The organism is Burkholderia sp. AW49-1 (genome assembly GCF_053427845.1).
Window position 1 is genome coordinate 14,798 of sequence record NZ_JBSAXF010000006.1, and the last position, 25,276, is coordinate 40,073.

Here is a 25,276-nt window from a genome sequence, read left to right on the forward strand (position 1 = left end):
CTTTTGGGGGACGCGCGGCGGCCCGCCGCGCACCGGGGTAACGGGGTTGCGTCGCTCAGCGCACCGGATTGCCGGGTTCGAGCGCGCGCGTCGGCTTGAGCGCGGGGGCCGGCGCGGCCGGCGGCGATGCCAGCTGCGGCTCGCGCGACACGCGGCGCTCCGCCCGCTCGACGCCGAGCCATGCGGCCAGCGCGGGCAGCAGGAACACCGCGCCGAACAGGTTCACGAGGAACATGAACGCGAGCAGCACGCCCATGTCGACCTGGAACTTCAGCGCGGAGAACGACCAGGTGCCGACGCCGATGAACATCGTGACAGCCGTGAACAGCGCCGCGGTGCCGCGCTGGCGCATCGCGTCGGCGAATGCGTCGGGCAGCGTCGCGCCGTGGCGAATGTCGTGCTGCAGGCGTTCGTACAGGTAGATCCCGTAGTCGACGCCCACGCCCACGCCGAGCGTGATCACCGGCAGCGTCGCGACCTTCAACCCGATGCCGAGCCGCGCCATCACCGCGTTGCACAGGATCGACACCAGCGTGAGCGGCACGATGATGCACAGCACCGCGCGCCACGAGCGGAACGTGACCGCGCAGAGCAGCGCGATCGCGCCGAAGATCGACAGCAGCATCGCGATCTCCGCGTCGCCGACCGCCTCGTTGGTCGCGGCCATCACGCCGACGTTGCCGCCCGCGAGCCGGAACGCGACGTTCGGCGTCGGGTTGTCGGCCGCGAAGCGCTTGATCTCGTCGACGATGTGCGCGATGGTCGTGCCTTCGTGGTTCTGCGTGTAGATCAGCACCTGGATCGCCTTGCAGTTCGCGGTGTTCATCCCGTTGTCGGGATCGAACGCATTGGAGCCCTGCGTGAGCCCGTCGCTGGAGCGCGGCAGCGCGGCCCAGCGCGGGTTGCCTTCGTTGAACGCGGCGATGAACACCTTGCCCTGCGACGACACGCTCGTCACCGACTGCACGCCGGCCACGCCGCGCATGTTCATCTCGAACTTCTCGATCGCGCTCATCACCGGGTAATGCAGGCATGCATCGTCGAAGCCGGTCGTCTCGACGATCACCGACAGCACGTCGACACCGATGTTGTACTGGTGCGTGATGGCCGCGTTGTCGATGTTGTAGCGCGAGTTCGCACGCAGTTCCGGCGCGCCGGTGCCGATGTCGCCGATCTCCAGCTTGCGCGACTCGAGCGTGCCGTATGCGAGCAGCGCGAGCGCCACCGCGAACACGCCGAGCGCCGGCGCCGGCCGCGCGAACACCGCGAAGCGCGACCACATCACGCTGCCGCCGGCCGCCGCCGTGCGCTGGGCACGCGCGAGCGTGCCGCGCTCGAGGCGCGTGTACGACAACAGGATCGGCAGGAATATTTTGTTGGTGACGATCATCAGCAGCACGCCGAGGCACGCGGTGATGCCGAGTTCGCGCACGATGTCGATCTTGATCCGCATGATCACCATGAAGCCGAGCGCGTTGGTCAGCAGCGCGACCGTGCCCGGCACGAACAGCTTGCGGAACGCGTCGCGCGCGGCCTCGACCGACGACGCGCCGCGCACCAGCGCCTGCTTCCATGCATTGGTCATCTGCACCGCGTGCGACACGCCGATCGAGAAGATCAGGAACGGCACGAGGATCGACATCGGGTCGATGCCGAGCCCGAGCAGCGGCAGCGCGCCGAGCAGCCAGACGACGGGCAGCAGCGCGACGACGAGCGCGAGCACGGTGGTCTTCAGCGAGCGCGTATAGGCGAACAGCAGCGCGGCCGTCACGAGGAACGCCAGCGCGAAGAACGCCATCACGCCGGCGATTCCGGCCTCGACGTCGCCGACCAGCTTCGCGAAGCCGATGATGTTGACGTCGATGCCCTGCCTTGCGTAGCGCGCGCGGATTTCCTCGAGCTGGCGCGCGACCGCGCTGTAGTCGAGCCGCTTGCCGGTGCCCGGATCGGTCTCGCGCAGTTCCGCGCGGATCAGCGCCGACTTCAGGTCGTTGCCGACCAACCGGCCGATCTGCCCGGAGCGCGCGACGTTGCGGCGCACCTTCGCGAGATCGTCCGGGTTCGCGCTCGAGAACTGCCCGGGCACGACCACGTCGCCGCGAAAGCCGGCTTCGGTCACTTCCGTGTAATGGACGTTCGGCGTGAACAGCGAGAACACGCGCGAGCGGTTCACGCCGGGGATGAAGAACACGTCGTCGGTCGCGTGGCGCAGCGCGTCCATGAACGTCTGGTTGTAGATGTCGCCGTCGCCCTTCCAGCGCAGGCTGACGAGGATCGTGTTCGCGCCGGGGAACGCGCCGGCGTAACGCTCGAACACCTGCATGTACGGGTGCTGCATCGGGATCATCTTGTTGAAGCCCGGATCGAGCTTCAGGCGCGTCGCGGACAGGCCGAGCGCGAGCGTCGCCGCGATGCACAGCAGCATCAGCAGCCGGCGCTGCCGGATGATCGTGTCGGCGCAGCGCTCGACGAACGCGGCGAGGCGCGATGCGGGAACGGCTTCGGTGGAGCGTGACAGGTCGTTCATGGATTTCTCGGGTCGGAACGGACGGGACGGACGATGCGGACGATGCGGGTCGGCGCGGCGACGCGAACGGATGCGGGCGGCGGCAAGCGCCGCCGCCGCGCATCAGGACGGCGACGCGGCGAGCGGCGCGACGCCGGCCTCGCCGCCGAGCAGCAGCGCGCCGCGGCCCATGTCGAGCACGGCCGCGAGGCTCTGCACGCCGCCGAGCTTGCGCACGTCGAAGCTCAGGCCGCCGTCGCGCGACGCGACGATCGCGCCGCCCTGGCCGACCAGCACGAGTTCGCCGTCGGCAAGCTGGGTCGCACCGAAGTACGACACCGGCACGTGGCTGTCGACGTGCGTCCAGGTCGCGCCGCGATCGGTGCTGCGCAGCACGTTGCCGCGCATGCCGTACGCGATCCAGTCGCCGTTCGCGAGCATCAGCGCGCCGAACAGCGAGCCTGCGTACGGCGACGGGAGCTTGTCCCAGGTCGCGCCCTTGTCAGTCGAGCGCAGCAGCGTGCCGCTCTCGCCTGCGATCAGCAAATTGCCGTGGCCGTCGCCGACGATCGCGTTCAGGTGGCGGTCGCCCGCCGGCGTCTTCAGCGGCTGCCACGTGAGCCCGGCGTCGTCCGAGCGCAGCAACTGGCCGAAACTGCCGGCCGCGAACAGCGGGCCGTTCGCGCTGCCCCAGACGGACAGCAGCGGATCGGAATGCGCGTTGTCGCCGTGGACCTCGCGCCAGTGCACGCCCGCATCGTCGCTGCGCACGATCCGGCCGTCGTGGCCGACCGCGATGCCGAGCGTCGGCGTGACGAAGCTCACCTGCGTGAGCGTCGAGCCCTGATCGGGCGTGGCCGACGCCGGCCGCCAGCGGCGGCCCGCATCGTCGCTGAGCAGAATCACGCCGCGCTCGCCGACCGCGACGATGCGTGTGCCGGCGCGGGCGAGCCCGTTGATCTGCAGGCGGTCCGCATGGATCGCGGTGACCGGGAACGCCGGCAGCGGGCGCGGCGAGAACGCGAACAGCGCGGCGCCGAGCACGAGCGTCGACATCGCGAGTCCTGGCAAGGTACGTTTCATCGGTTGTCTCCTGTCCTGGCAAGCGGCCCGGGCCCGCGCCGACGCGCTCGCCCTGCCGCTGCAAGTCTCCGGGCCGCCGGTCGTTGCCGCGGCCTCGCATGGTTCCGGATGGATGGCTTCGTCGAACGCCGTTACGCGCCGACTTCGAACAGTGCGGCGGCACCCATCCCGCCGCCGATGCACATCGTCACGACCGCATGCCGCACGCCGCGGCGCGCGCCTTCGAGCAGCGCATGCATCGTCATCCGCGTGCCCGACATCCCGAACGGATGGCCGAGCGCGATCGCACCGCCGTCGACGTTCAGCCGTTCGTCGGGGATGCCGAGCGTGTCGCGGCAATACAGCGCCTGGCACGCGAACGCCTCGTTCAGCTCCCACAGCCCGACGTCGCGCACGCTCATCCCGAAGCGCGCCAGCAGCTTCGGAATCGCGAACACCGGGCCGATGCCCATCTCGTCCGGCTCGCAGCCGGCCACGGCCAGCCCGCGGAACGTGCCGAGCAGCGCGAGCCCGCGATGCGCGGCCTCGGCGCGCGACATCACGACCACCGCCGCCGCGCCGTCCGACAACTGCGACGCGTTGCCGGCCGTCACGAACTCGCCCTGCTCGACGACCTTGCCGCCGCTCCACGACGGCTTGAGCCCCGCGAGCCGCTCGGCCGTCGTATCGGCGCGCACGCCTTCATCGCGCGCGGCGTGCACGGCCTCGTGACCGGTCGGGTTGCCTTCCTTGTCGAACAGCGCGCGCGTCACGTCGAGCGGCGCGATTTCAGCGTCGAAGCGGCCGGCCGCTTGTGCGTCGGCCGTGCGCTGGTGGCTCTGCAACGCGAATTCGTCCTGCGCCGCCCGCGAGATCCCGTAGCGGCGCGACACGATCTCGGCGGTTTCCATCATCGCCATGTATGCGGCCGGCTGGTGGTCGAGCACGGCCTGCGAACGCGCTCGGTAGCCGTTCTTGTGCTTGTTCTGCGTGAGCGAGATCGATTCGACGCCGCCCGCGACGACGATCCGCGCGTCGCCCGCGCCGATGCTGCGCGCGGCGCTCGCGATCGACATCAGGCCCGACGAACACATGCGGTCGATCGACATGCCGGGCACCGACGCCGGCAGCCCCGCCGCCGCCGCCGACAGGCGACCGATGTTGTAGCCCTGCGTGCCCTGCTGCGCGGCGCAGCCGATCAGCACGTCGTCGACGTCGGCCGGCGCGACGCCCGCGCGTTCGAGCGCGGTGCGCACGACGTGGCCGCCCAGCGCGGGCGCCTCGGTGTCGTTGAACATGCCGCGAAACGCCTTGCCGATCGGCGTGCGTGCGACGGAAACGATGACTGCGTCTTCCATGAGCTGGCTCTCTGAATCCGAATCTAGAAGTAGTAACGGCTGATGGTGTCGGCAACACAGCCGGGCTTGCCTTCGCCTTCGATCTCGACGGTCACGCGGATCCACGCCTGCACGCCGCCGTCGAGCGGCTCGACGCGCAGCAGCTCGCCGACGCCGCGCACGCGCGCGCCGACCTTCACCGGCGCCGGGAAGCGGATCCTGTCGCAGCCGTAGTTGACGCCGAGCCGCGCGCCGTCGATGCGCATGATCTGCGGCAGGAAATGGTTGACGAGCGACAGCGTCAGGTAGCCGTGCGCGATGCACGCGCCGAACGGTCCGTCCTTCGCGCGCACCGGGTCGACGTGCACCCACTGGTGGTCGCCCGTCGCGTCTGCGAAGCCGTCGATGCGGATCTGGTCGATCGCGAGCCACGCGCTCGCGCCGAGCGTGTCGCCGACGGCCGCCGCGAGTTCATCGGGATGCGCGAACACGCGGGGCGTCGCGCGCACGGGGTCGAGGGTCGTCTCCATCATGCGTGCTGGCTGCTGACCGACAGCACTTCGCCCGTCATGTACGACGCGTAATCGCTTGCAAGGAACACCATCACGTTCGCGACCTCCCAGACTTCGGCGGCGCGCCCGAAGGCTTCGCGCGACGCCAGTTGATTCAGCAAGTCGGCCGGGGCCGACTTCTTCAGAAAATCGTGCATCGCGATGCTCGGCGCGACCGCGTTGATGCGCACCCCGTAAGGCGACGCCTCGAGCGCCGCGCAGCGCGTGAGCGCCATCACGCCCGCCTTCGCCGCCGCGTAGTGCGCCTGCTCCGCCTGCGCACGCCAGCCGAGCACCGATGCGTTGTTGACGATCGCGCCGCGGCCGCGGGCCTGCATGTGCGGCAGCATCGCGCGCGTCATCCGGAACGTCCCGGTGAGGCTAATGTCGATCACCCGCGACCATTCGGCATCGTCCATTTCGACGATGCGTCTGGCGCCGCCGAGCCCGGCGTTGTTGATCAGCACGTCGACGCCGTCGAGCCTGTCCTGCGCATCGGCCACGAGCGCCTGCACGTCGTCCTCGACCGCGACGTTGCACAGGCGGCCGTAGATCTGCTGCAGCCCCGTTTCGGCGCGCAGCGTCTCCACGGCCTGTTCGAGGCGCTTCTCGTGGATGTCGGAGATGAACAGCGCGCGGCAGCCTTCCTCCGCGCAGCGGCGCGCGGCCGCGAAGCCGATGCCTGCGCCGGCGGCGGCCGTGATCAGCACCGATTTGCCGGCGAGCAGCTGGTGGCCCGGCACGTAGGCCGGCGCTTTCTGGATCTGGGGTTCGGTCATGCTGTGCCTCGTGGTTCCCTGGGCATGCCGAGCCCGCGCTCGGCCATGATGTTGAGCTGGATTTCGTTGGTGCCGGCGTAGATCGTGTCCGCACGGGAGAACAGGAATACGCGCTGCAGATGGCTGAGCTTGTCGTCGGCCGGATCGATCACGTTCGCGCGGGGCCCGAGCGCGTCCATCGCGAGCTGGCCGAGGTCGCGGTGCCAGTTCGACCAGAAATACTTGTAGATCAGCGCCTCGCGGCGCAGCGGCGCGGTGGTGCCGCCGTTCGCGTCGTCCGCGCCCGACAGCATCCGCAGCGCGTTGTAGCGCATCACGCGCAGCCCGGCCCACGCGCGGCCGATCCGCTGGCGCAGCACCGAGTCGCGATCGGCGCCCGACTCGCGCGCGGCGTCGATCACCCATTCGAGCTCGCGGACGAACTGCATCTGCTGGCCGAGCGTCGACATCCCGCGCTCGAAGCCGAGCAGCGTCATCGCGATGCGCCAGCCGTCGCCCGGCGCGCCGACCAGGTCGCGTGCTGCCGCGCGCGCGCCGTCGAAGAACACTTCGTTGAATTCGGCGCCGCCGTTGAGCTGCCTGATCGGGCGGATCTCGATGCCCGGCTGGTCGAGCGGCAGCAGCAGGAACGACAGCCCCTTGTTGCCCTTCGATGCGGGATCGGTACGGGCGAGCACGAAGATCCAGTCGGAATCGTGCGCGAGCGATGTCCACACCTTCTGGCCGAACACGCGCCAGCTGCCGTCGACGTCCTGCTCGGCACGCGTGCGCACGTTCGCGAGATCGGAGCCCGCGCCCGGCTCCGAGTAGCCCTGGCACCAGAACTGCGTGCCGGCGAGAATCCCGGGCAGGAAGCGCCCGCGCTGATCGTCGGTGCCGCACGCGACGAGCGTCGGCCCGAGCAGCCCTTCGCCGATATGGCCCATCCGGCCCGGGCCGCCGGCACGCGCATATTCCTCGTGGAAGATCACCTGCTCGGCGACCGTGAAGCCGCGGCCGCCCGCGTCGGTCGGCCAGCCGAGGCCGGTCCAGCCGCCGTGCGCCAGTTCCCGTTCCCACGCCTTGCGCAGTTCCGGAAACGCTTCCTCGTCGCCGGGGCCGCCGCGGTATTTCAGGCACGCGAATTCGCCGGTCAGGTGCGACTGCACCCAGTCGGCGACGTCGTGCCGCAATTGCTGTTCGCGCGTTTCGCCGTTCATTGGAGTGCTCCGGTGCGCGCGGCGGACGGACGCGTGGCGATCGACGCCTGTGGCGACGCCAGTGCCGCCTCGCGCCGCGACGTGTCGCCGTCGATCGCATGATGTGCGATCCATTCGAGCAGTTGCGGCGTGCTGCCGAACTGCGTGCCCGACGCCTGCGCGCGCTTGAAGTAGAGATGCGGGTCGTATTCCCACGTGAAGCCGACACCGCCGTGCAGCTGGATCGCTTCCTGCGCGCAGAACGCATACGCGTCGTTCGCGGCGGCTTTCGCGGCCGCGACGTCGGCGCGCAACGCCGCGCCCGGCGCCGCCCCGCCCGCTTCCGCATCCCATGCGTGCGCCGCGCCGAGCACCGCCGAGCGTGCGGATTCGATCAGCACCATCATCTGCGCGCAGCGATGCTTGACGGCCTGGAACGACGCGATCGCGCGGCCGAACTGCACGCGCTGGCCCGTGTAGTCGAGCGTCAGGTCGAGGCAGTGCTGTGCGCCGCCGAGCTGTTCGGCGGCCAGCGCGAGCGCCGCGAACCATGCGGCGCGCTCGAGCACCTGCGACGCAACGGCGCCGCCGGCGAACAGCGCGTCGCGGTTCACGCGGATTTCGTCGAGGACGATGCGCGCGATCGGCCGCGTCGCGTCGAGCGTGTCGAGCGGCGCGATGCTCAGGCCGGGCGCCGTCGCGACGTCGATCGCGAACAGGCCGATCGACTGCCCCTCGTTCGCGATCCGCGCGGGAATGAGCAGCAGATCGGCGCGCGCGCCGTCGATCACCTGTTCGATCGTGCCGGACAACGCATAGCCGCCCGCTGCTTCTTCCGCGACGACCGGCAACTGCCATGAACCTGCGGGCAGCTCGAACGGCAAGGCCAGCGTCGCGCTGCATGCACCTTCCGCAATCTTCGCGAGCCAGCCCGTCGCGAGCGGCACGTCGGAGCAGCTCGCCAGCGCCGTCGCGGCCAGGCACGCGGTCGAGAAATACGGCACGCACGCGACGCGCCGGCCGAGCTGCTCCATCAACAACGTCTGCTCGACCGCGCCGAGCCCCATCCCGCCTGCCGCCTCCGGCAGCGACAGCGCGTTCCAGCCGAGCTCGCCCGCGAGCGCGGCCCACAGCGTGTCGTCGCGGCCGGCCGATTGCTCGAGCGCGCGTCGCACGTCGGCGGACGCGCTGCGTTCGGCGAGCACGTCGGCCGCCGTGTCGCGGATCATCGCCTGTTCGTCGGTGAGCGCCAGATCCATGCGTCAGCTCCCGTACACGCGCTGCGCGGGACGCGCGTCGGCGAGCAGCCGCGCGACCGCCGGGCCGACCTCGGCCGGCGCCCAGCGCTCGCCGCGATCGACGCTCGGGCCGGTGCGCCAGCCTTCGGCGACCGCGATCATCCCGCCCGCGACCTCGAACACCCGGCCCGTCACATCGGCCGACAGCGCGCTGCCGAGCCACACGACGAGCGGCGCGACGTTGGCCGGATCGAAATAGTCGAAGCCGCCGTCCTCGGGCTTCTTCATCATGTCGGCGAATACGCCTTCGGTCATCGACGTGCGCGCGGCCGGCGCGAGCGCGTTCACGCGCACGCCGTAGCGCTGCAGCTCGGCCGCCTGCATCAGCGTGAGCGCCGCGATGCCGGCCTTCGCCGCGCCATAGTTCGACTGACCGATCGACCCTTGCAGCCCGGCGCCGGAACTCGTGTTGACGATTCGCGCGTCGACCGGATCGCCGGCCTTCGCGGCGTCGCGCCACACGCGCGCCAGCACGCTCGACAGGCAGAAGTGGCCGCGCAGATGCACGCGCATCACGTCGTCCCAGTCGGTTTCGGTCATGCTGGTGAACATCTTGTCGCGGCAGATGCCCGCGTTGTTCACCAGCACATGCACGTCGCCGAACGCTTCGCGCGCGGCATCGACGATCCGCTGCGCGGTGTCGATCCGCGTGATGTCGTCGGCATTCGCGAGCGCGCGGCCGCCGCGTCGTGCGATCTCGTCGCACACGGCCTGCGCGGCCTCGTGACGGATGTCGTTGACGACGACCGCCGCGCCTTCGGCCGCGAACGCGAGCGCGTATTCGCGCCCGAGGCCGCCGCCCGCGCCGGTGATGATGGCGGTGCGTCCGTTACAGATTCCCATGCTTGTGCCTCCTGGATCGAGGGATCGTGAAAGTGCCGCGCTCACAGGCGCTCGATGATCGTGACGTTCGCGAGGCCGCCGCCTTCGCACATCGTCTGCAATCCATAACGACCGCCGGTGCGTTCCAGTTCGTGCAGCAGCGTCGTCATCAGTCGTGCGCCGGTCGCACCGAGCGGGTGGCCGAGCGCGATGCCGCCGCCGTTCGGGTTGGTCTTCTCGTGCGGGAAGCGCGTGTCCGCGAGCCACGCCTGCGCGACCGACGCGAACGCCTCGTTCATCTCGACGACGTCGATCCGCGACCAGTCGAGCCCGCTCTTCTTCAACGCGGCCTGGGTCGCCGGGATCGGCGCGGTGAGCATCCACAGCGGATCGTCGCCGAGCACGCTCAGGTGGTGAATGCGTGCGCGCGGCGTGAGCCCGTAGCGCTTCAGCGCATCCTCCGACACGATCAGCAACGCGGCGGCCGCATCGCAGGTCTGGCTCGCGACGGCGGCCGTCAGCGAGCCGCCCGGCATCAGCGGTTCGAGCGTCGCCATCTTTTCGAGCGACGTGTCGGGGCGCGGCGTCTCGTCGTGCTGCACGCCTTCGAGCGGCACGATTTCCCGCTTGAAATGGCCGGCCTCGATCGCCGCCACGGCGCGGCGGTGGCTTTCCAGCGCGTAGCGCTCCATCGCCTCGCGCGACAGGTTCCAGTGATCGGCTATCCGCTGCGCGGCGACGAACTGCGACACCGGCGCGTCGCCGAAGCGCGCGCGCCAGCCGGCGCTGCCCGAGAACGGGTCGTTGAAGCCGAGCGGCGCCGCGCTCGTCATCGCGGACGAGATCGGGATCTGCGACATCGTCTGCACGCCGCCCGCGACCACCACGTCCTGCACGCCGCACATCACGGCCTGCGCGGCGAAGTGCACGGCCTGCTGCGACGAGCCGCACTGGCGATCGACCGTCACGCCCGGCACCTGCAGCGGCAGCCCGGCCGCGAGCCAGCAGGTGCGCGCGATGTTGCCGGCGAGCGGGCCGATCGTGTCGACGCAGCCGAATACCACGTCGTCGTATTCGTCGGCCGGAATCGCGTTGCGCTCGACGAGCGTCTTCAGCACGAAGCCGCCGAGGTCCGCCGCATGCACGTGCGCGAGCCCGCCCTTGCGGCGGCCGGTCGGCGTGCGCAGCGCGTCGACGATATAGGCTTGTTTCATCAGTGGGTTTCCTCGAAATCGAAGGTCTGCGCGGGGCCGATCGGCAATGCGTCGCAGAGGATCGCGTCGGCCACGCGGGCCTTGTGGAATGCGTTGTCGCCCCAGCTGCCGGAGAGCGCCCAGATCCGCTTCATGAAGATCTGCAGGTCGAGCTCCCACGTGTAGCCGATCGCCCCGTGCACCTGCATCGTGTGGCGTGCGGCCAGTTGCGCGGCGGCGGTCGCCGCGAGCTTCGCGTGCGACACCAGCACCGCGCGCTGCGGGTGATCGTCGGCGATCGCCTGCGCTGCGCGTGCGACTACCGGCCGCGCGAACTCGTAGCGAATCGCGACGTCGGCGAGCAGATGCTTGAGCGCCTGGTATGAACCGATGGCCTTGCCGAACTGCTTGCGCTGCGCGCTGTAGTCGATCGCGACGTCGAGCACGCGCTGCGTGAGACCGAGCAGTTGCGCCGCGACGGCGAACGCGCCGTGGTCGAGCGCGCGATCGAGCAACGGCGCGGCTTCGTCGGCGCTCGCGATGCGCGTGACCGCCGACGGCTCCCAGTCGAGCGTGAACAGGCGCCGCGACGGGTCGACACTGTCGACCGCGCGCCACGCGCACTGCGCGGGATTCACGCGGTGCAGCTCGCCGCGGTGCTCGCACAGCAGCGCTTGCGCGACGTGCACGTCGGCCGCATACGGGTTCACCGGATGCACGAGCGCCACACGCGCGCGCCCTTCGGCGATGTCGCGCAGCAGCGCGTCGCGCCAGCCGCTGGCGGGCAGCTGCGCGAGCACGCCAGCCGACACGAGTGCCGTGTCGAGCAGCGGCTCGGGGCTGCCGAAGTAGCCGTAGGTCTGTGCGAGCAGTACCCATTCCACTTCGGTCAGGCCGAGACCGCCGTGTGCCTCGGGCACCGACACGGCGGTCAGCCCCTGCGACGCGAACAGCGACCACAGTGCGTCGGAGCGGCCCGTCGGCGTGGCCCACAGCTCGCGGATCAACTCCGGGGTCATCTCGGTCATCAGGAGGCGCTTCACGCTGTCCGCGAGCGCCTCCTGGTCTTCATCGAATACGAAATCCATACGATGTCCGTTCAGTGAGGGTGGCGCCGGCGCGCTTACGCGCGCGGCATGCCGAGCATCCGTTCGGCGACGATGTTGCGCTGGATCTCGTTGGTGCCCGCATAGATCGGGCCGGCCTGCGCGAACAGGAAGCCGTCGAGCCAGTGGCCGAGCGTCGCGTGCTGCGCTGCCGTCTGCGGGACGACCTCGCCGTGCGCGCCGAGGATGTCGAGCGCGGTCTGGTGCATCCGCAGGTCGAGCTCCGACCAGAAGACCTTGTTGGTGCTCGACTCTGCGCCGATATGGCCGCCCTTCAGCAGCCGGCTCGCGGTCGCGTAGGTCGACAGCGCGTACGCCTGCGCATCCATCCACGCAGACACCACGCGTTCGCGCAGCGTGGGGTCGCGATCCGCGCTGTCGCGGTGCGCGAGATACAGGTCTCGCAGCGCCTGCGCGGTGCGCTGGAAACGGGCTGGCGAACGCAGCATCAACCCGCGCTCGAAGCCGGCCGTCGCCATCGCGACCTGCCAGCCCGCGCCCTCGGCCGCGAGGCGGTTCTCGACCGGCACGCGCACGTCGTCGAAGAAGATTTCCGCGAAGCCCGTCTGCCCGTTCAGCTGGCGGATCGGGCGCACGGTGATGCCCGGGGTCGACAGCGGCACCATCAGGAACGTGAGCCCGTGGTGACGCGACGACTCGGGATCGCTGCGGAACAGCCCGAACAGCCAGTCGGCCCACACCGCGCGGGTCGACCAGATCTTCTGGCCGTTGAGCACGTATTCGTCGTCGATGCGGATCGCCGTCGTGCGGATCGCGGCCATGTCCGAGCCCGCGTTCGGCTCCGACCAGCCCTGCGCCCACACGTGCTCGCCTGCGGCCATCGCCGGCAGGAAGCGCGCCTTCTGCTGCGCCGTGCCGAAATCCATCAGCGTCGGGCCGAGCAGGAAGATGCCGTTCTGGTTCACGCGCATCGGTGCGTCGGCGCGCCAGTACTCTTCCTCGAAGATCAGCCACTCGATCAGGTCGCAACCGCGACCGCCCAGCTCGCGCGGCCACGTGACCATGCTCCAGCGGCCCGAATGCAGCGTGCGCTCCCACTCGCGGTGCGCGACGAAGCCTTCCTCGGTGTCGAAGCTCGGCAGCCGCTCGCGCGGCACGTGCGCGGCGAGCCATTCGCGGATTTCCGCGCGGAACGCCTGCTGTTGCGGCGTATAGGCCAGGTTCATGCGCGTACCTCCTCGACGCTGGTCCCTGCGTCGAACCGCGCGTCGCGCTTCTCGACGAACGCGGCACGCGCCTCCGTCGAGTCGTTGGTCATGTACGCCTGCAGCGTGAAGCCCTGCTCCCAGCGGTACTTGTCCTCGAGATCGCCGTCCTCGACGCCGTTCAACGCCTCCTTCGCGAGCCGCACCATCGCCGGGCTCTTTTCCGCGATCTTGCGGGCGATCGCGAGCGCCGCGTCGCGCAGCGCATCGCGCGCGACGACTTGCTCGACCGCACCGAGCCGGTACGCCTCGGCCGCGTCGATCATCTCGCCCGTGAAGTACATCGCGCGGACCTTCTGCATACCGAACAGTCGTTGCAGATGCGCGCCGCCGCCCATCGCGCCCCGGTCGATCTCCGGCACGCCGAAGCGCGCGCAGTCGGCCGCGACGACGATATCCGCCGCGCCGCAGATGCCGATCCCGCCGCCGAGCACGAAACCGTGTACGGCCGCAATCACCGGCTTCGGGTTGCGGTGCACCGCGCGGAACGTCTCGTAGTTGCCTGCGTTGACCGACACGATCCGTTCCGGATGCGCGGCCAGCTCCTTGATGTCGACGCCCGCGCAGAAGCCGCGGCCTTCGCCGCGCACGACGATCACGCGCACGTCGTCGTCCTCGCCGAGCGCGTCGAGCGCCCGCGCGAGCGCGTGCCAGCCCTGCGCATCGAGTGCGTTCACGGGCGGATGGGCGATCACCAGTTCGGCGATGCCGTCGGCGCGCTCGATCCGGAACGGCATCGCGCCGCCCGGTTGTTTGGATGTAGTCATCTCCACTGCCTCCCTGTGATGTCTTTCAAGCCGCGTGGGCCGCCGCCACGCCGCGCAACGCGGCCAGCGCGTCGAGCCGCTCGCCGGCCTCCGCGACGATCCGCGCGATCAGCGCGTCGCACGATTCGATCGCGCCGATCATCGCGGCCGCCTGGCCGCTCGGCAGCACGCCCTCGTCCGGCCGCCCCTGGACGATCGCGCGCTGAATCAGGAACGGCGCGTTCGCGGCCATCAGCGTCTGGCTCGCCGTATAGTCGTGCGAGCGCAGCGCCTTGATCGCGAGGCCCAGCATGTCGGTCGTGCGCAGCCCGTTCTGACGGCGCCACGCTTCGGCCGTCTTCAGCGCGAACAGCGTGCGGCGCAGCGGGCCGAAGCGTTCGAGCTTCAGCAGATACGGGTTGTCGATCATGCGTTGCGGCAGCCCGTCGAGCGCGTCCGACACGCGGATCCGCGCCGGATCGCCCACCGCGACGTAGCGCTCGAGCGTCCCGCGCGGCACCGGCGATTCGGCGCTCATCAGGAAGCGCGTGCCCATCGCGATGCCGGCCGCGCCGTACGCGAGCGCGGCAGCCAGCCCGCGCCCGTCGAAGAACCCGCCGGCCGCGACGACCGGCACCCGCACCGCGTCGAGCACCTTCGGCAACAGCAGCGTGGTCGGCACCGAGCCCGTATGGCCGCCGCCTTCCGCGCCCTGCACCGTCACGATGTCCGCGCCGAGCTCGACCGCCTTCGCCGCGTGCTTCGGAGCGCCGACGGTCGGCATGCAGACGATGCCGGCGTCCTTGAAGCGGCGGATCGTTTTCGCGTCCGGCCCGCGCCCGTAGCTGACCGCGCGCAGCCGATGCTCGATCGCGAGATCTACCACCTGCGCGGCGTTCTTCTGAAACATGTGGAAGTTGATGCCGAACGGCTTGTCGGTCAGCGCCTTCACCTTCAGGATCTCGGCCTCGACCTGCTCCGGTTCGAGCGTCGCGCCGGCCAGGAAGCCGAAGCCGCCGGCGTTGGCGGTGGCCGCGACGAGCCGCGCGTCGGCTACCCAGCCCATCGCGGTCTGCACGATCGGGTAGCGGCAGCCGAGCAGGTCGCACAACGGGGTATGCAGCGTCGTGCTCATGCGGCGGCTCCGTTGACGGCGGCCGCTGCCGTATCGGTCCGCCCTTCGCCTTCCGCCTGCTCCGGCCTGCGCTGCGAGCTGGCCATCTTGCGTGCGTCGTAGCCGCCGAGGCGGTCGCCGCTGACGAGCTCGTTGTGCGCATGCGCGAAGTGATGCCATGCGAAGGCCGCGTCCATCGCCGCGCGCTTGCCCTGCAGCTCCTCGACGTGGTTCAGCGCCTGCTTGGTCAGCGCGAGGCCGAGCCGCGGCATCGTCGCGATCTTCGCGGCGATCGCGTAGGTCGCGTCGCGCAGCCGCTCGCGCGGCACCACACGGTTGACCATGCCCATCTGATACGCGCGCTCGGCCGGCATCCGCTCGCCGAGAAACAGGAACTCCTTGGCAATGCGCGGGTTCAGCTCGTACGCATGCGCGAAATACTCGACGCCCGGAATGCCCATCCGCACGACCGGATCCGCGAAGAACGCGTCCTCCGATGCGACGATCAGGTCGCATACCCACGCGAGCATCAGCCCGCCCGCGATGCATGCGCCGTGCACCATCGCGATGGTCGGCTTCGGCAGGTCGCGCCACCGCCGGCACATCCCGAGGTACACCTCCTGTTCGCGCGCATAGAGGAACTCGCCGCCCTCCTTGTCGACGTGGTCGTACCACAGCGACGCGCGGTCGAAGGACTCGTGAATGTCGCGGCCCGGCGTACCGATGTCGTGTCCCGCCGAAAAATGCTTGCCGGCGCCCGCGAGCACGATCGCCTTCACCGCGTCGTCGTGCGACGCGTGCCGGAACGCCGCGTCGAGCGCGTACGTCATCTTCGAGTTCTGCGCGTTGTGATACTCGGGACGGTTCATCGTGATCGTCGCGATGCCGTCCTCGACCGCGTAGTCGACGACACCGTCGCCGAACGTCATCTGGGTCGCTTCCATGTCGGACCTCATCCGCGGCGCGGCGCCGGATTGTTGCGCATGATCGTCGCGCGCAGGTTGTGAGGGTCGAGCGCACGCACGATGCGCAAGTCTTCCGCGCTCGGCGCGGCCGTCGTGCCGAGTTCCGGTGCGGCAACCAGCGGGAAGCCGGTCGCATCCTGCACCTCGTCGAAGCTCACGCCCGGATGCAGCGAACGCACGCGAATCGCGTGATCGGGGCCGCCGAAATCCATCACGCACAGGTCGGTGACGATGCTGCGCAGGTCGACGAAGGTCTTCATGCCGGGCAGCCGGCGCGCCGGGTTGTAGCCGACCGTGCAGACCATGTCGACTTCGCCTTCGACGAACGTGCGCTTGCCGTGGCCGCTGACGAAGAACGAATTCGCATGATTCGTCGAGTTGCCGGGGAAGCCGCGCGCGCCGAGCAGCTGCGTCTTCGGACGCGCGTAGTCGTCGCCGAGCCACGAGATGTTCGCCTGGCCGAAGCAGTCGATCTGCGTCGGCATCACCAGCGCGTGGCGTCGGCCGTGCCACAGGCAGTCGAACACGCGTTCGTAGGTCATCCAGCCGCTCGCCTTCACGCGATAGCCGTCTGGACGGGGGCCAAGCGGGACCGGCTCCTCGACGAGATACGCCTCGCCGTCGGTCAGCATCAGCCCGTTGTTGTAGGCGAGCCGCGCGAGGCCGGCCGCGAGCCGCGGGCCCGTGCCGATGCCGGTCGCCAGCACTTCGCCGTCGTCGCGCCAGAGTCGCGCGGACGCGACGATCATCAGTTCCGCGAGGGAATGGTCGAGAGATTCGCTCACAGGCGCTCCTTTACAGAATCGGCAACGGCAGCGTCGTCACATGCGGCAGGCCGCCGACGCCTTCGAGATACTGGCGTTCGTCCTGGCCGACCACGTCGCGCAGGTACGCCGCCGTCTTCGCATCGTCTTCCGCGCTTGCGCAGTACGCGCGCAGGTGCGGCAAGTCCCAGCCGTAGGCCAGCCCGCACGACGTCGGGTGCGCGCCGCCCGGCGCAGGCACGACGCCGGTGACGAGCGAACGCTCGAACGGGTTGCGTTTCGCGGCATCGAGGTCTTCGGTCGCGAGCGTCGCGTCGACCGTTTCCGCCGACACGTAGCAGCGTCGCGCGGCGCGCGCCATCCACGCGTCGAAGAAGGGATCGGGGCCGTCGATGCGCGTGTTGCCCATCCGGTCGGCCGCATTCACGTGCAGCAGCGCGACGTCGAGTTCGAGCGCCGGCATCGCGAGCAGCGTCTCGCCGTCGTCGTACGGCGACGTGACCGTGCGCAGCTCCGGCGCGTGATCGAGCAGCGCTGTGCCGAGTCCGGCGCGCGTCGGCAGGAACGGCAGGCGCGCGGCGGCCGCGCGCAGGCCGAGCTGCAGCATCCCTTCGTCGAGTTCGAGCACGTCGACACGGCCCTGTTCGCGGGCGCGGCGGAAATGCGGTTCGAGCGGGATCACGTCCAGCGACACGAAGCCGAACACCACCTTGCGCACCTTGCCCGCCGCGCACAGCAGTCCGACGTCGGCACCGCCGTAGGCGACGACCGTCAGGTCCTTCAGGTTCGAGCGCGCGATCTCGCGCACCAGCGCCATCGGCTTGCGCCGCGGCCCCCATCCGCCGATCCCGATAGTCATGCCGTCGGCGAGTTGCGCGACCACGTCGCGCGCGGACATCGTCTTGTCGAGAGGTTTCATCGTCATCGTGCTGGCTTACCGGTATCCGATGCTGAAATCGTGGCCCCACTGGCTCACCTTGGTGGCCTCGAACACCGCATGCTTCGACCAGTCGACCGTGAGACCGCCGAAGCCGTATTCGAGATCGAAGCCGCCGGGGGTCTTCATGTAGAAAGAAATCATCTGGTCGTTGCAGTGCCGGCCGAGCGTCGCCGACATCTTCACGTCGTGTGCGGCGACCCGATCGAGCGCGCGGCCGACTTCGTCCATCGAGTCGACCTCGGCCATCACGTGCACGCAACCCGACGGCACGGCCATCTCGAACAGCGCGAGGCTGTGATGGCGCGCATTGCGGCAGTGCATGAAGTGAATGCGCTTCTCGGGTTCGACGGGGTCCGGCGTGAACTTCACGCGGTAGATGTCGGACAGTTCGAAGCCGAGCACGCCGCGCACGAATGCGTCGGTCGCGTCGAACTGCGGCGCGGGCAGCACCGCGTGGCCGAGCCCCATGTCGCCGGTGACGAAGCGCCCGACGCCGAGCGGCGACACGAAGCGGCGGAAGTCGCAGCGCGCGCCCCAGTACAGCTCGTGACGATTGCCGGACGGGTCGGTGCACCAAGCCATGGCCTGCACGCGGCGCAGCGCGGCTTCGTCGCGCGTGGCGCGCACGGCTTCGACGCCCGCACGTTGCAATGCCGCGAGCGCGGCGTCGAACGCGGCGCCGTCGGGCAGTTCCCAGCCCGACGCGAAATAGCGGTCGGTCGCGCCGGGGACGATCACGTAGCGGAAATCGCGCTCGTCCATCTTCAGGTACAGCGCGCCGTCGGGTGCGTCGAGCGCCTGCATGCCCAGCACGTCTTCCGCGTAGCGGCGCCACGCATCGACACGGGTCGCCTCGACGACGACGTAGCCGAGCGCACGGACATCGATCATGTCGGCCTCCTCCAGGTTCAGATTCCGTTGTTCGTGAAAGGATTCTGGCCGGTCGGGAATGGCGTCACATCGTCTGTTGGGACGAGAGCCGGCGGGAAGGCGGGCGCGTGGCGCGGCGGGTGCGCGCAGCGAAACGATGCCACTTTGCTGCGGCGCCGCAAAGGACGTCTGCAGAGCGTGGCCGCAACGACGCGCGGGCATCGGCGACAACGCCGACGACATGCGTGCGGCTCATCCGGAATAACCGGTCTGGCGGATTATCTTTCTTACGGTCCAAACGTCAGGAATGCCTGAAAAAATCGGCCGGAATGCTTATTTCTTCTGCGTAGAAATCAACCATTTGCCCACTCGCCGGGAATCGTCGTCGACAAGGCGCCGCCATCGCGTCTGCCCAGCCGGGACAAGCGCTGCGGGCTTCTGCCGGCTTTGTGAAAACGGACCGCGAAACGCCGAGACAAACTTCGACACGTGCCTCATGGACTTCGATCCTTGTAGCGGGTATGTTACGCAGGCGGCGTTTAATGTCTTTCATAAATATCAATAACGGCCTACGAGGATCACCAATTGAAAACCCACAAAGAACCCGCTTTCGCTGTCCGACCTGTACGAGGCGTCGGCGGCGATGAACCGGCGCGGCTTCATTCGCCTAGGCGCGTATGCAGCCGTGTCGATGGTGGCCGCCTGCGGCGGCGGCGGATCCGACGCACCACCGCCGGACCCGCCCCCTGACGGCGTCTCGCTGACGCTCGCCGTGCAGCAGGCCGCGTCCGGCACCGCCGCGCTCGATGCCCAGTTCGCAGGCCTCAGCTTCGAGAAAGCAGACATCAACAACAACTACTTCCGCGCCGACAACGCAAACCTGATCGGTCTGCTCAACGCGCTCGGCGGCGGCGTGCTGCGCATCGGCGGGAACAGCGTCGACCGCATGACGTGGGCGCCGAACGGGCCGGGGCAGATTCGCGGGCAGATCTCGCGTATCGACGTGGCGCGATTCGTCGCGTGCCTCAAGCAATGTCCCGCATGGAAAGTGATCTACGGGATCAATTTCGCCGGTGCGCGCGGCTCGGTGACGTCGCCGGTGCAAGCGGCCGACGAAGCGCTGTATGTGTCGCAACAGCTCGGCGGCCAGTTGCTCGCGTTCGAGATCGGCAACGAACCCGATCAGTACGGCGGCACCCGGACACCGAACCTGGCCGGCATCACCTACGACATCTTCGTGAACGGCGGCACGGTCGCCCAGGGCGCGATCGCGGGATGGAACCAGTTCGCGCAGGCGATCGCGGGTGCCGTCAGCGGCGCCGTGTTCAGCGGGCCGGCCGCCGCCGGCGACACGCCGGGCTGGGCGGAATCGTTCGCGGCGAGCCAGGGCAGGAACATCGCACTGCTGACCGAGCACTACTACATCAGCAACTACACCGACAACGCACCCTCGATCACCGGGATGCTCGCCTATCCCGATACGAAGCTCGTGGCGGCCCTGCAAAACATTCGCTCCGCCGCGCAGAAGGCCGGCATGCCGTTCCGGATGGACGAGACCAATTCGTATTTCAACAGCACGAAGCCGGCCGGCGTCAGCAACGTGTTCGCGAGCGCGCTGTGGGCGATCGATTTCATCTTCACGCATGCACAGTACGGCGCGGGCGGCCTGAATTTCCACAACAATGGATCGATCACGAGCTATACCGCGATCGCCGATTCGCAAGGCGAAGTCACGGCCGTGCAGCCGCTCTATTACGCACTGCTGTTCTTTTCGCAAATCTTCGCGGGCGGCGGCGCCGGTCAACTCCTGAATACGACGCTGAGCGCGAGCACGGCGGCCGTGAGCGCATTCGCGGTCGCGACCAGTCAGGGCGCGACCTACGTCATCATCAACAACAAGGATACGGCCAGCGCCGCAAACGTTACCGTCACGCTCGACTCGCAGGCGTCGCGCGCGACAGTGATGACGCTCGCTTCGTCAGGTGACGCAACGGGTGCCCAGCTCGCCAATCCGGGCATTTACAACGGCGGGACACCGATCACGTTCGGCGGGCAGGCAGTCGCGCTGAATGGCGCATGGAACGGCACGCCGCAGCAGACGCTTGCCGTGGCGAAACAGCAGGTGGCCGTGAAGGTGGCACCGGTGAGCGCCGCGCTGATTCGCATCCAGTAGCACCCGTCCGCGGGCGACGGCGTCGCGGCATCCGGCCGAGCGACCCCGTCGATTGGCCCGGCCCGGTCTCCAGCACACGCGACGATCGTCACGACGCCGCGGCCGACAGCGCGCTGCGCCGTACGGCCATTGCCAGCACCGCGGCCAGAATGGCGGACGCGACCGGCCACATCGTACCGGTAATGACCGCCACGAACGCCTGGGCCGGCGCGATCCAGGCGAGCACCATGACGGCCGCCTCGATTCGGCCCGGCCGCGCGTTCCGGCAGTCGAGCAGCAGGAAGATGACCGGCAGCACCACCCACAGCAGGTCGTAGTACATGTAGTAGGGCTGAACGACCAGCGTCGCCGCCGTCAGTGCGGCCGCACGCAATTCGAAGCGCGTCGCGCGAATCCACACGTATGCGACCGCCGCGGCGGCTGCCACCGCGACGCACATTTGCAGACCGTACGCGATCCGGACCGGCAGGCCCGCGGCCCGCGCGAACCCGACCACCGACGGCATGCCGCGCCAGATCGTCTCGCCGTACTCGACCACGCCGAGATTGAAGGTCGGCAGGAACGCGAAGAACGCACTCCAAGCCCGCCATCCAAATACGGCCACCGAAGCCGCGACGATCGCCGCACTGAACATGCCCGCAGAGACGAGCGCTTTCCAGTGCCGCCCGCAGATCAGCGCCAGCGGGAACAGCACGCCGTATTGCGGCTTCATCATCAGCATCGCAATGCACGCCCCTGCGACGACCGGACGCGACCGGAGCAGCAGCAACGCAGTGCCGGCCGCCGCGACGGTCAGGAACGCATTCTGCATCGTGAGGGCGGCGCCGATCAGGCCCGGAAACGCGGCGACCGCCAGTCGCCGCTGACCGTCGAGCGCCCGGGTCAGTCGTGCGACGACCGCCGCATAGCAGGCGATCGCCAGCACGCCGAACAGAACGACCGCGCTCGTGAACGGCATCAAGCCGAACGGGACGACGACGAGCAGAAAGGTCGGCGGATACGGCCACGGCGCGAAGTCGTCGAACGGCCGGAGCGCGGCCTCGATCGGCTGAATCCATTGCGGCGAGAAGATCGCCGTCGGGCCGTGCTCGAGTGCGACCCGCGCCGTCGCCCAGAATATCGCGAAGTCCGAACCGATCATCGGCGCGGACCGGTCGTGCAACAGGTAATAGCGGATCGCCCAGACGACGAGGAAGACGATCTGCAGCGCGAGAGCCGCGGCAGCATAGGTTCCGAGCCGCCGAGCATCGCTTGCACGATCGTCCAATCCGCGTACCGTCTCCATCGGTCACCCCGCCGCTTTTCGTTCCGGTGAAGTATAGGTGACGCCCTGCCCGCCGGACGATCGAGCCCGCACGTGCGCGGCGGACCGCCGTGCCGCGACGAAGCGTCGGGCTCAGAACCGAGACGAGACCCCGATCTGCAGGACCGGATATCACCGATACCGCGACATCATCCGGTTCAGTTCATCGAGGCCGCTGGAGGCCAGGACCTGGCTCTTCTGCGGTCCGGCCGCGGCGGCGAGTGCCGGCGACAGCGTGTACGAGCAGCGCGGGATTCCGTATGCGACGCCAATGTCGGCGACGAAACCGAGCCCTTTCGACGCCGGCCGGTGCCCGTAGCCGATCCCGACATACGGCATCACGGTCGGATAGCGCGCCTCCGCGACCGCGTACATCCCGGGCAGCGCCGGGTATCGCTTGCCGGCGAACACGTAGGTGCCGTTGGTCGGCACCGATACGCCGCGGATTTCGTCGTCGTTGAAGCGCAATCCGATCGTCGCGCGAAAGCCGCTGCCGCGCCATGGAAAGATGTCCGCGTACAGGCCGCCTTGCCGCAGCTTGATGTCGTCCTGATAGCGATTGCCGGCCACGGTGAAGTCATGCGTCAGGTTGATCGCATTGAAATCCGCGTGTGCGCCCAGCACCGAGTTGAAGCTCACGGCCGCGCCGATGCCGACGCCTTGCGTGCCGCCCTGCAGGTAGATTTCCTGCGCGTGCGCGCCAGCCGCGAACACCATCGCCAGCGCTGCCCATTGGTTCACTGTCATTTTCACGGGCGTCTCCCCGACATGTGCCGGGCGCGCCGACCCGCCGCGTGCAGCGCGTGCCGCCACGCGCAGCGGGTCCCCCGGCACGACATCTTGCAAGCAAGCTTGCTGTTTGACGGATCGCACGTGCGGTGTCCGTTCGTGTCGCCGATACGACGCATTGCGCGTCCGACACGACCGGTCGCCACCCCGCGGCTCGATCCGATCCCCGATATTTCGATGTCGTTGCACGCCGCTCCCGCGATTTGTCATTGCCATCAGTCGCGGTTGTGTCGAGCGGCTCCGGCCTAACCGCAAGGCGTGTGCCATGCGGCGCGGACCGGCGCGGGACAAGCGTCGCGGCCGGGTGTCGGGGGGTACGCGGGAGGGAATCGACGGAAATGTTTCAGGAACGCATCGGTTTTCGGGGCGTCAGCGCCGGCCAAGCGTGCGCGGCCCTCGGCACATGCGAAGTCGCGACAGCCGGCAAGTGCGTATGACGCCACGCAGAGAAGAAAATGTTTCATCGACGTGACCTCAAGCGAGCCACGCGTGGTCTCAGATGCGCGATCGTGCGCTACGGGTCAGGGTGAATACCGAGGACGGTGCGTGCGCAACCAGTCGCTGGAGAGACGGCCGATCATGCGCCTCGATGCATGCAATGCGGGCCAACGATCTTGTTCGCCGCCGGTGTGAAAATTCGGCGGATTCGGCGCCGAGAGCAAGTGGCGCGTTTGGCGGCCAAATCAGCTCGCCCGAGCGGGCCAGGCCCATCCATTACAACCCGTAGCCGCCTGGCATGTCCTTCAGAATCAATCTATAGCGTTGCCTTTTGATGAGAAACTCGTTTTAGCAGTGTGCATAAGCATGGAAATTCATCGACATTGCACGCAATGAAATCAATGAGTTGGAGGAGCGTCATGAACGCCATCAGCGCGCCGTTCTGCTACCATCTCGCGCGGAGAGACAGGAATCTAACATGGCACCAAATAGCCAGAACGCATTCACCGCCATGCGCTTGCTCGCAGCTTACGCGGTCATCGTCAGTCATAGCAACGTCGTGCTCGGCCTGCCCCACGACTGGCTCGAGTCGCATGGCTTGCCGCAGTTCAGCGAGTTCGGCGTGAGCACGTTCTTCGCGATCAGCGGATACTTGGTCTGCAAGTCTCTTCAGCGCAACTCGAACCCAATCATCTACCTTCGTAACCGTGCGTTGCGGATCTTCCCAGGGCTGCTCGTCCTCTTGCTGCTGACGATCTTCATCGCCGGCCCGATCATGACTCGGACATGGTTCCCGGAGTGGCTCGACTATCTGACGAACCTGTCGCTCTACTGGGTCGTCCCGACGCTTCCGCACTTCTTCCCAACCAATCCGATTCCGGCGGTTAATGGTTCGCTCTGGACGCTGCCGCTTGAGGTGACGTGCTACCTGATGTTGCTCGGCGTTTCGTGGGCCGGCGCATTGAACTGGAAGGGACTCCTGTTGATCTTGGTGGGGTGCTTCTTCGCGCTGATGGGAGGAATCCTATGGGATCGAGGGACGGTGTTGGACGTCAACACTTTCCAGCTTGCACGACTCGGCGTGTTCTTCTGGGGTGGAGCGTTTCTCGCAACTATCAGAATGCCGAGGAGTTGGGCTGTTTGGGCGGTCGCGGTGGTGATCGCGCTACTGCCGTTCTATCTGTTCCCGCCCGGGCCTGACTGGAAGATCCGGGAGTTTGAATACTATCTTCTGCTACCGTTCATCGTGATCTTCGCGGCTGAACGACTGCCAAAGCTCGCGTTCCTGAACCGCTTCGACATTTCATACGGCGTGTACATCTACGCGTTTCTCGTGCAGCAGATGATGGTGTGGCATTTCGGAATCGGGATCAGACCAATCACCCTATCGATCATCACCATTCTCATCGTAACGCCGATCGCTACGGCTTCGTGGTTCATCGTGGAAAAACCGGCGCTCGCTCTAAAGAACGGATTCGTCGGCTTTCGGAGAAAGAATACTCAGATCGTTTAGCGGACCCGGCGGCCGCCGATCCCGGCCGTTGCAAGTCGCGTTGCTCGTGGCAACGCCAGAGCTGGCAACCAGATAGACCGTCGTCGTGGATGCTAGCGACACTCGCACGACAGGAGTAACGAGCGTACCCACCCGACACATTCAACTGCTGCCCCGTGATGTAATTCGCGCGGTCCGACGCAAGGGGCACAGCCGCGCACCCGATATCGTGCGTCTTCCCCCAGCGCTTGAGCGCGAGCATGTTCTGCGTCTCGTCGATCCACGCCTGATCGAACTGCCCTTGTTCGAACTGCAACGGAAACATCCCGGCCTCGATCGCGCCGACCAGGATCGAATTCGCGCGGATCTCGCGACGGCCCTCCTCGCGCGCGAGCCCCTTCACGAGCGCCTCGTTCGCCGCGTTCGGCGCGACCGACAATCCATCGCGATCCGGCCACCGCAGATGCCCTGCCGAGCCGAGCGTCACGAACGATCCGCCGCCCGGCGCGCGCAAATTCCAGCGCGACGCCCTGCCTGATCCCGCCGCTGCCGCGAACACGAGCACCGCGCCCTGCGGAAATCCCTTGTCGTTCATGCGTTCATCCCGTTCGTGACGTATCGCGC

General features: G+C 68.4%; 21 protein-coding genes and 1 pseudogene. 2 read left to right on the forward strand and 20 right to left on the reverse strand.

Annotated features, from left to right (window positions below; translation table 11 throughout):
* Nucleotides 1-55: 55 nt before the first annotated feature.
* The 17 genes from ACV22W_RS11785 to ACV22W_RS11865 all read right to left on the reverse strand — a co-directional run bounded on the left by ACV22W_RS11785 (nt 56) and on the right by ACV22W_RS11865 (nt 18,478).
* Nucleotides 56-2,527, reverse strand: a complete 2,472-nt coding sequence (locus tag ACV22W_RS11785) for an efflux RND transporter permease subunit (protein WP_448019331.1) — start codon at nt 2,525-2,527, stop codon at nt 56-58.
* A gap of 102 nt (nt 2,528-2,629) precedes the next feature.
* Complete coding sequence (locus tag ACV22W_RS11790) at nt 2,630-3,589, reverse strand: WD40/YVTN/BNR-like repeat-containing protein (protein WP_448019333.1); 960 nt, start codon at nt 3,587-3,589, stop codon at nt 2,630-2,632.
* A 131-nt stretch (nt 3,590-3,720) separates the two neighbouring features.
* Nucleotides 3,721-4,926: an acetyl-CoA C-acyltransferase gene (locus ACV22W_RS11795; RefSeq protein WP_448019335.1), complete on the reverse strand. Its 1,206-nt coding sequence runs from the start codon at nt 4,924-4,926 to the stop codon at nt 3,721-3,723.
* Between the two features lie 23 nt (nt 4,927-4,949).
* On the reverse strand, nt 4,950-5,435 hold the full coding sequence (locus tag ACV22W_RS11800; protein WP_448019714.1) for a MaoC family dehydratase: 486 nt from the start codon (nt 5,433-5,435) through the stop codon (nt 4,950-4,952).
* A complete protein-coding gene (locus ACV22W_RS11805; RefSeq protein WP_448019337.1) occupies nt 5,435-6,235 on the reverse strand; it encodes an SDR family oxidoreductase in 801 nt (266 codons plus the stop codon). The genes ACV22W_RS11800 and ACV22W_RS11805 overlap by 1 nt, the downstream gene beginning before the upstream one ends.
* Entirely contained in the window at nt 6,232-7,434 is a 1,203-nt protein-coding gene (locus ACV22W_RS11810; RefSeq protein ID WP_448019338.1) for an acyl-CoA dehydrogenase family protein, read from the reverse strand. The genes ACV22W_RS11805 and ACV22W_RS11810 overlap by 4 nt, the downstream gene beginning before the upstream one ends.
* Nucleotides 7,431-8,672 carry an acyl-CoA dehydrogenase family protein gene (locus ACV22W_RS11815; protein ID WP_448019340.1) on the reverse strand — a complete coding sequence of 414 codons (1,242 nt, stop codon included), beginning with the start codon at nt 8,670-8,672 and terminating at the stop codon, nt 7,431-7,433. Before ACV22W_RS11815 ends, ACV22W_RS11810 begins: the two co-directional genes overlap by 4 nt.
* 3 nt (nt 8,673-8,675) lie before the next feature.
* Entirely contained in the window at nt 8,676-9,554 is an 879-nt protein-coding gene (locus tag ACV22W_RS11820) for an SDR family oxidoreductase (protein ID WP_448019342.1), read from the reverse strand.
* Between the two features lie 41 nt (nt 9,555-9,595).
* Complete coding sequence (locus ACV22W_RS11825; RefSeq protein WP_448019343.1) at nt 9,596-10,747, reverse strand: acetyl-CoA C-acetyltransferase; 1,152 nt, start codon at nt 10,745-10,747, stop codon at nt 9,596-9,598.
* Nucleotides 10,747-11,814, reverse strand: a complete 1,068-nt coding sequence (locus ACV22W_RS11830; protein ID WP_448019344.1) for an acyl-CoA dehydrogenase family protein — start codon at nt 11,812-11,814, stop codon at nt 10,747-10,749. The genes ACV22W_RS11825 and ACV22W_RS11830 overlap by 1 nt, the downstream gene beginning before the upstream one ends.
* 35 nt (nt 11,815-11,849) lie before the next feature.
* Nucleotides 11,850-13,019 carry an acyl-CoA dehydrogenase family protein gene (locus tag ACV22W_RS11835; RefSeq protein WP_448019345.1) on the reverse strand — a complete coding sequence of 390 codons (1,170 nt, stop codon included), beginning with the start codon at nt 13,017-13,019 and terminating at the stop codon, nt 11,850-11,852.
* Entirely contained in the window at nt 13,016-13,825 is an 810-nt protein-coding gene (locus tag ACV22W_RS11840) for an enoyl-CoA hydratase family protein (protein ID WP_448019346.1), read from the reverse strand. Before ACV22W_RS11840 ends, ACV22W_RS11835 begins: the two co-directional genes overlap by 4 nt.
* A 25-nt stretch (nt 13,826-13,850) precedes the next feature.
* Nucleotides 13,851-14,939, reverse strand: coding sequence for an NAD(P)H-dependent flavin oxidoreductase (locus ACV22W_RS11845; protein WP_448019347.1), 1,089 nt, complete (start codon nt 14,937-14,939; stop codon nt 13,851-13,853).
* On the reverse strand, nt 14,936-15,862 hold the full coding sequence (locus tag ACV22W_RS11850; RefSeq protein WP_448019348.1) for an enoyl-CoA hydratase: 927 nt from the start codon (nt 15,860-15,862) through the stop codon (nt 14,936-14,938). Before ACV22W_RS11850 ends, ACV22W_RS11845 begins: the two co-directional genes overlap by 4 nt.
* Nucleotides 15,863-15,870: 8 nt before the next feature.
* Nucleotides 15,871-16,668: a CoA-transferase subunit beta gene (locus ACV22W_RS11855; protein WP_448019349.1), complete on the reverse strand. Its 798-nt coding sequence runs from the start codon at nt 16,666-16,668 to the stop codon at nt 15,871-15,873.
* Nucleotides 16,669-16,678: 10 nt separating this feature from the next.
* The gene (locus ACV22W_RS11860; RefSeq protein WP_448019350.1) at nt 16,679-17,572 is read right to left on the reverse strand and encodes a CoA transferase subunit A; all 894 of its coding nucleotides are present in this window, start codon (nt 17,570-17,572) and stop codon (nt 16,679-16,681) included.
* A gap of 9 nt (nt 17,573-17,581) precedes the next feature.
* On the reverse strand, nt 17,582-18,478 hold the full coding sequence (locus ACV22W_RS11865; RefSeq protein WP_448019351.1) for a VOC family protein: 897 nt from the start codon (nt 18,476-18,478) through the stop codon (nt 17,582-17,584).
* A 622-nt stretch (nt 18,479-19,100) separates the two neighbouring features.
* Here ACV22W_RS11865 and ACV22W_RS11870 point away from each other — a divergent pair.
* A complete protein-coding gene (locus ACV22W_RS11870; RefSeq protein ID WP_448019353.1) occupies nt 19,101-20,630 on the forward strand; it encodes a hypothetical protein in 1,530 nt (509 codons plus the stop codon).
* A gap of 88 nt (nt 20,631-20,718) precedes the next feature.
* Here ACV22W_RS11870 and ACV22W_RS11875 read toward each other — a convergent pair whose 3' ends face one another.
* Together ACV22W_RS11875 and ACV22W_RS11880 are read right to left on the reverse strand one after the other, a co-directional pair.
* A complete protein-coding gene (locus ACV22W_RS11875) occupies nt 20,719-21,897 on the reverse strand; it encodes a glycosyltransferase family 87 protein (RefSeq protein WP_448019354.1) in 1,179 nt (392 codons plus the stop codon).
* Between the two features lie 168 nt (nt 21,898-22,065).
* Nucleotides 22,066-22,752: pseudogene (locus tag ACV22W_RS11880) on the reverse strand (hypothetical protein).
* 886 nt (nt 22,753-23,638) lie between these two features.
* Between ACV22W_RS11880 and ACV22W_RS11885 the strand changes: the two are divergent.
* Nucleotides 23,639-24,673, forward strand: a complete 1,035-nt coding sequence (locus tag ACV22W_RS11885) for an acyltransferase family protein (protein WP_448019355.1) — start codon at nt 23,639-23,641, stop codon at nt 24,671-24,673.
* Here the strand turns inward: ACV22W_RS11885 and ACV22W_RS11890 are convergent.
* A complete protein-coding gene (locus ACV22W_RS11890; protein ID WP_448019357.1) occupies nt 24,597-25,247 on the reverse strand; it encodes an SDR family NAD(P)-dependent oxidoreductase in 651 nt (216 codons plus the stop codon). The genes ACV22W_RS11885 and ACV22W_RS11890 overlap by 77 nt on opposite strands.
* Nucleotides 25,248-25,276: the final 29 nt, after the last annotated feature.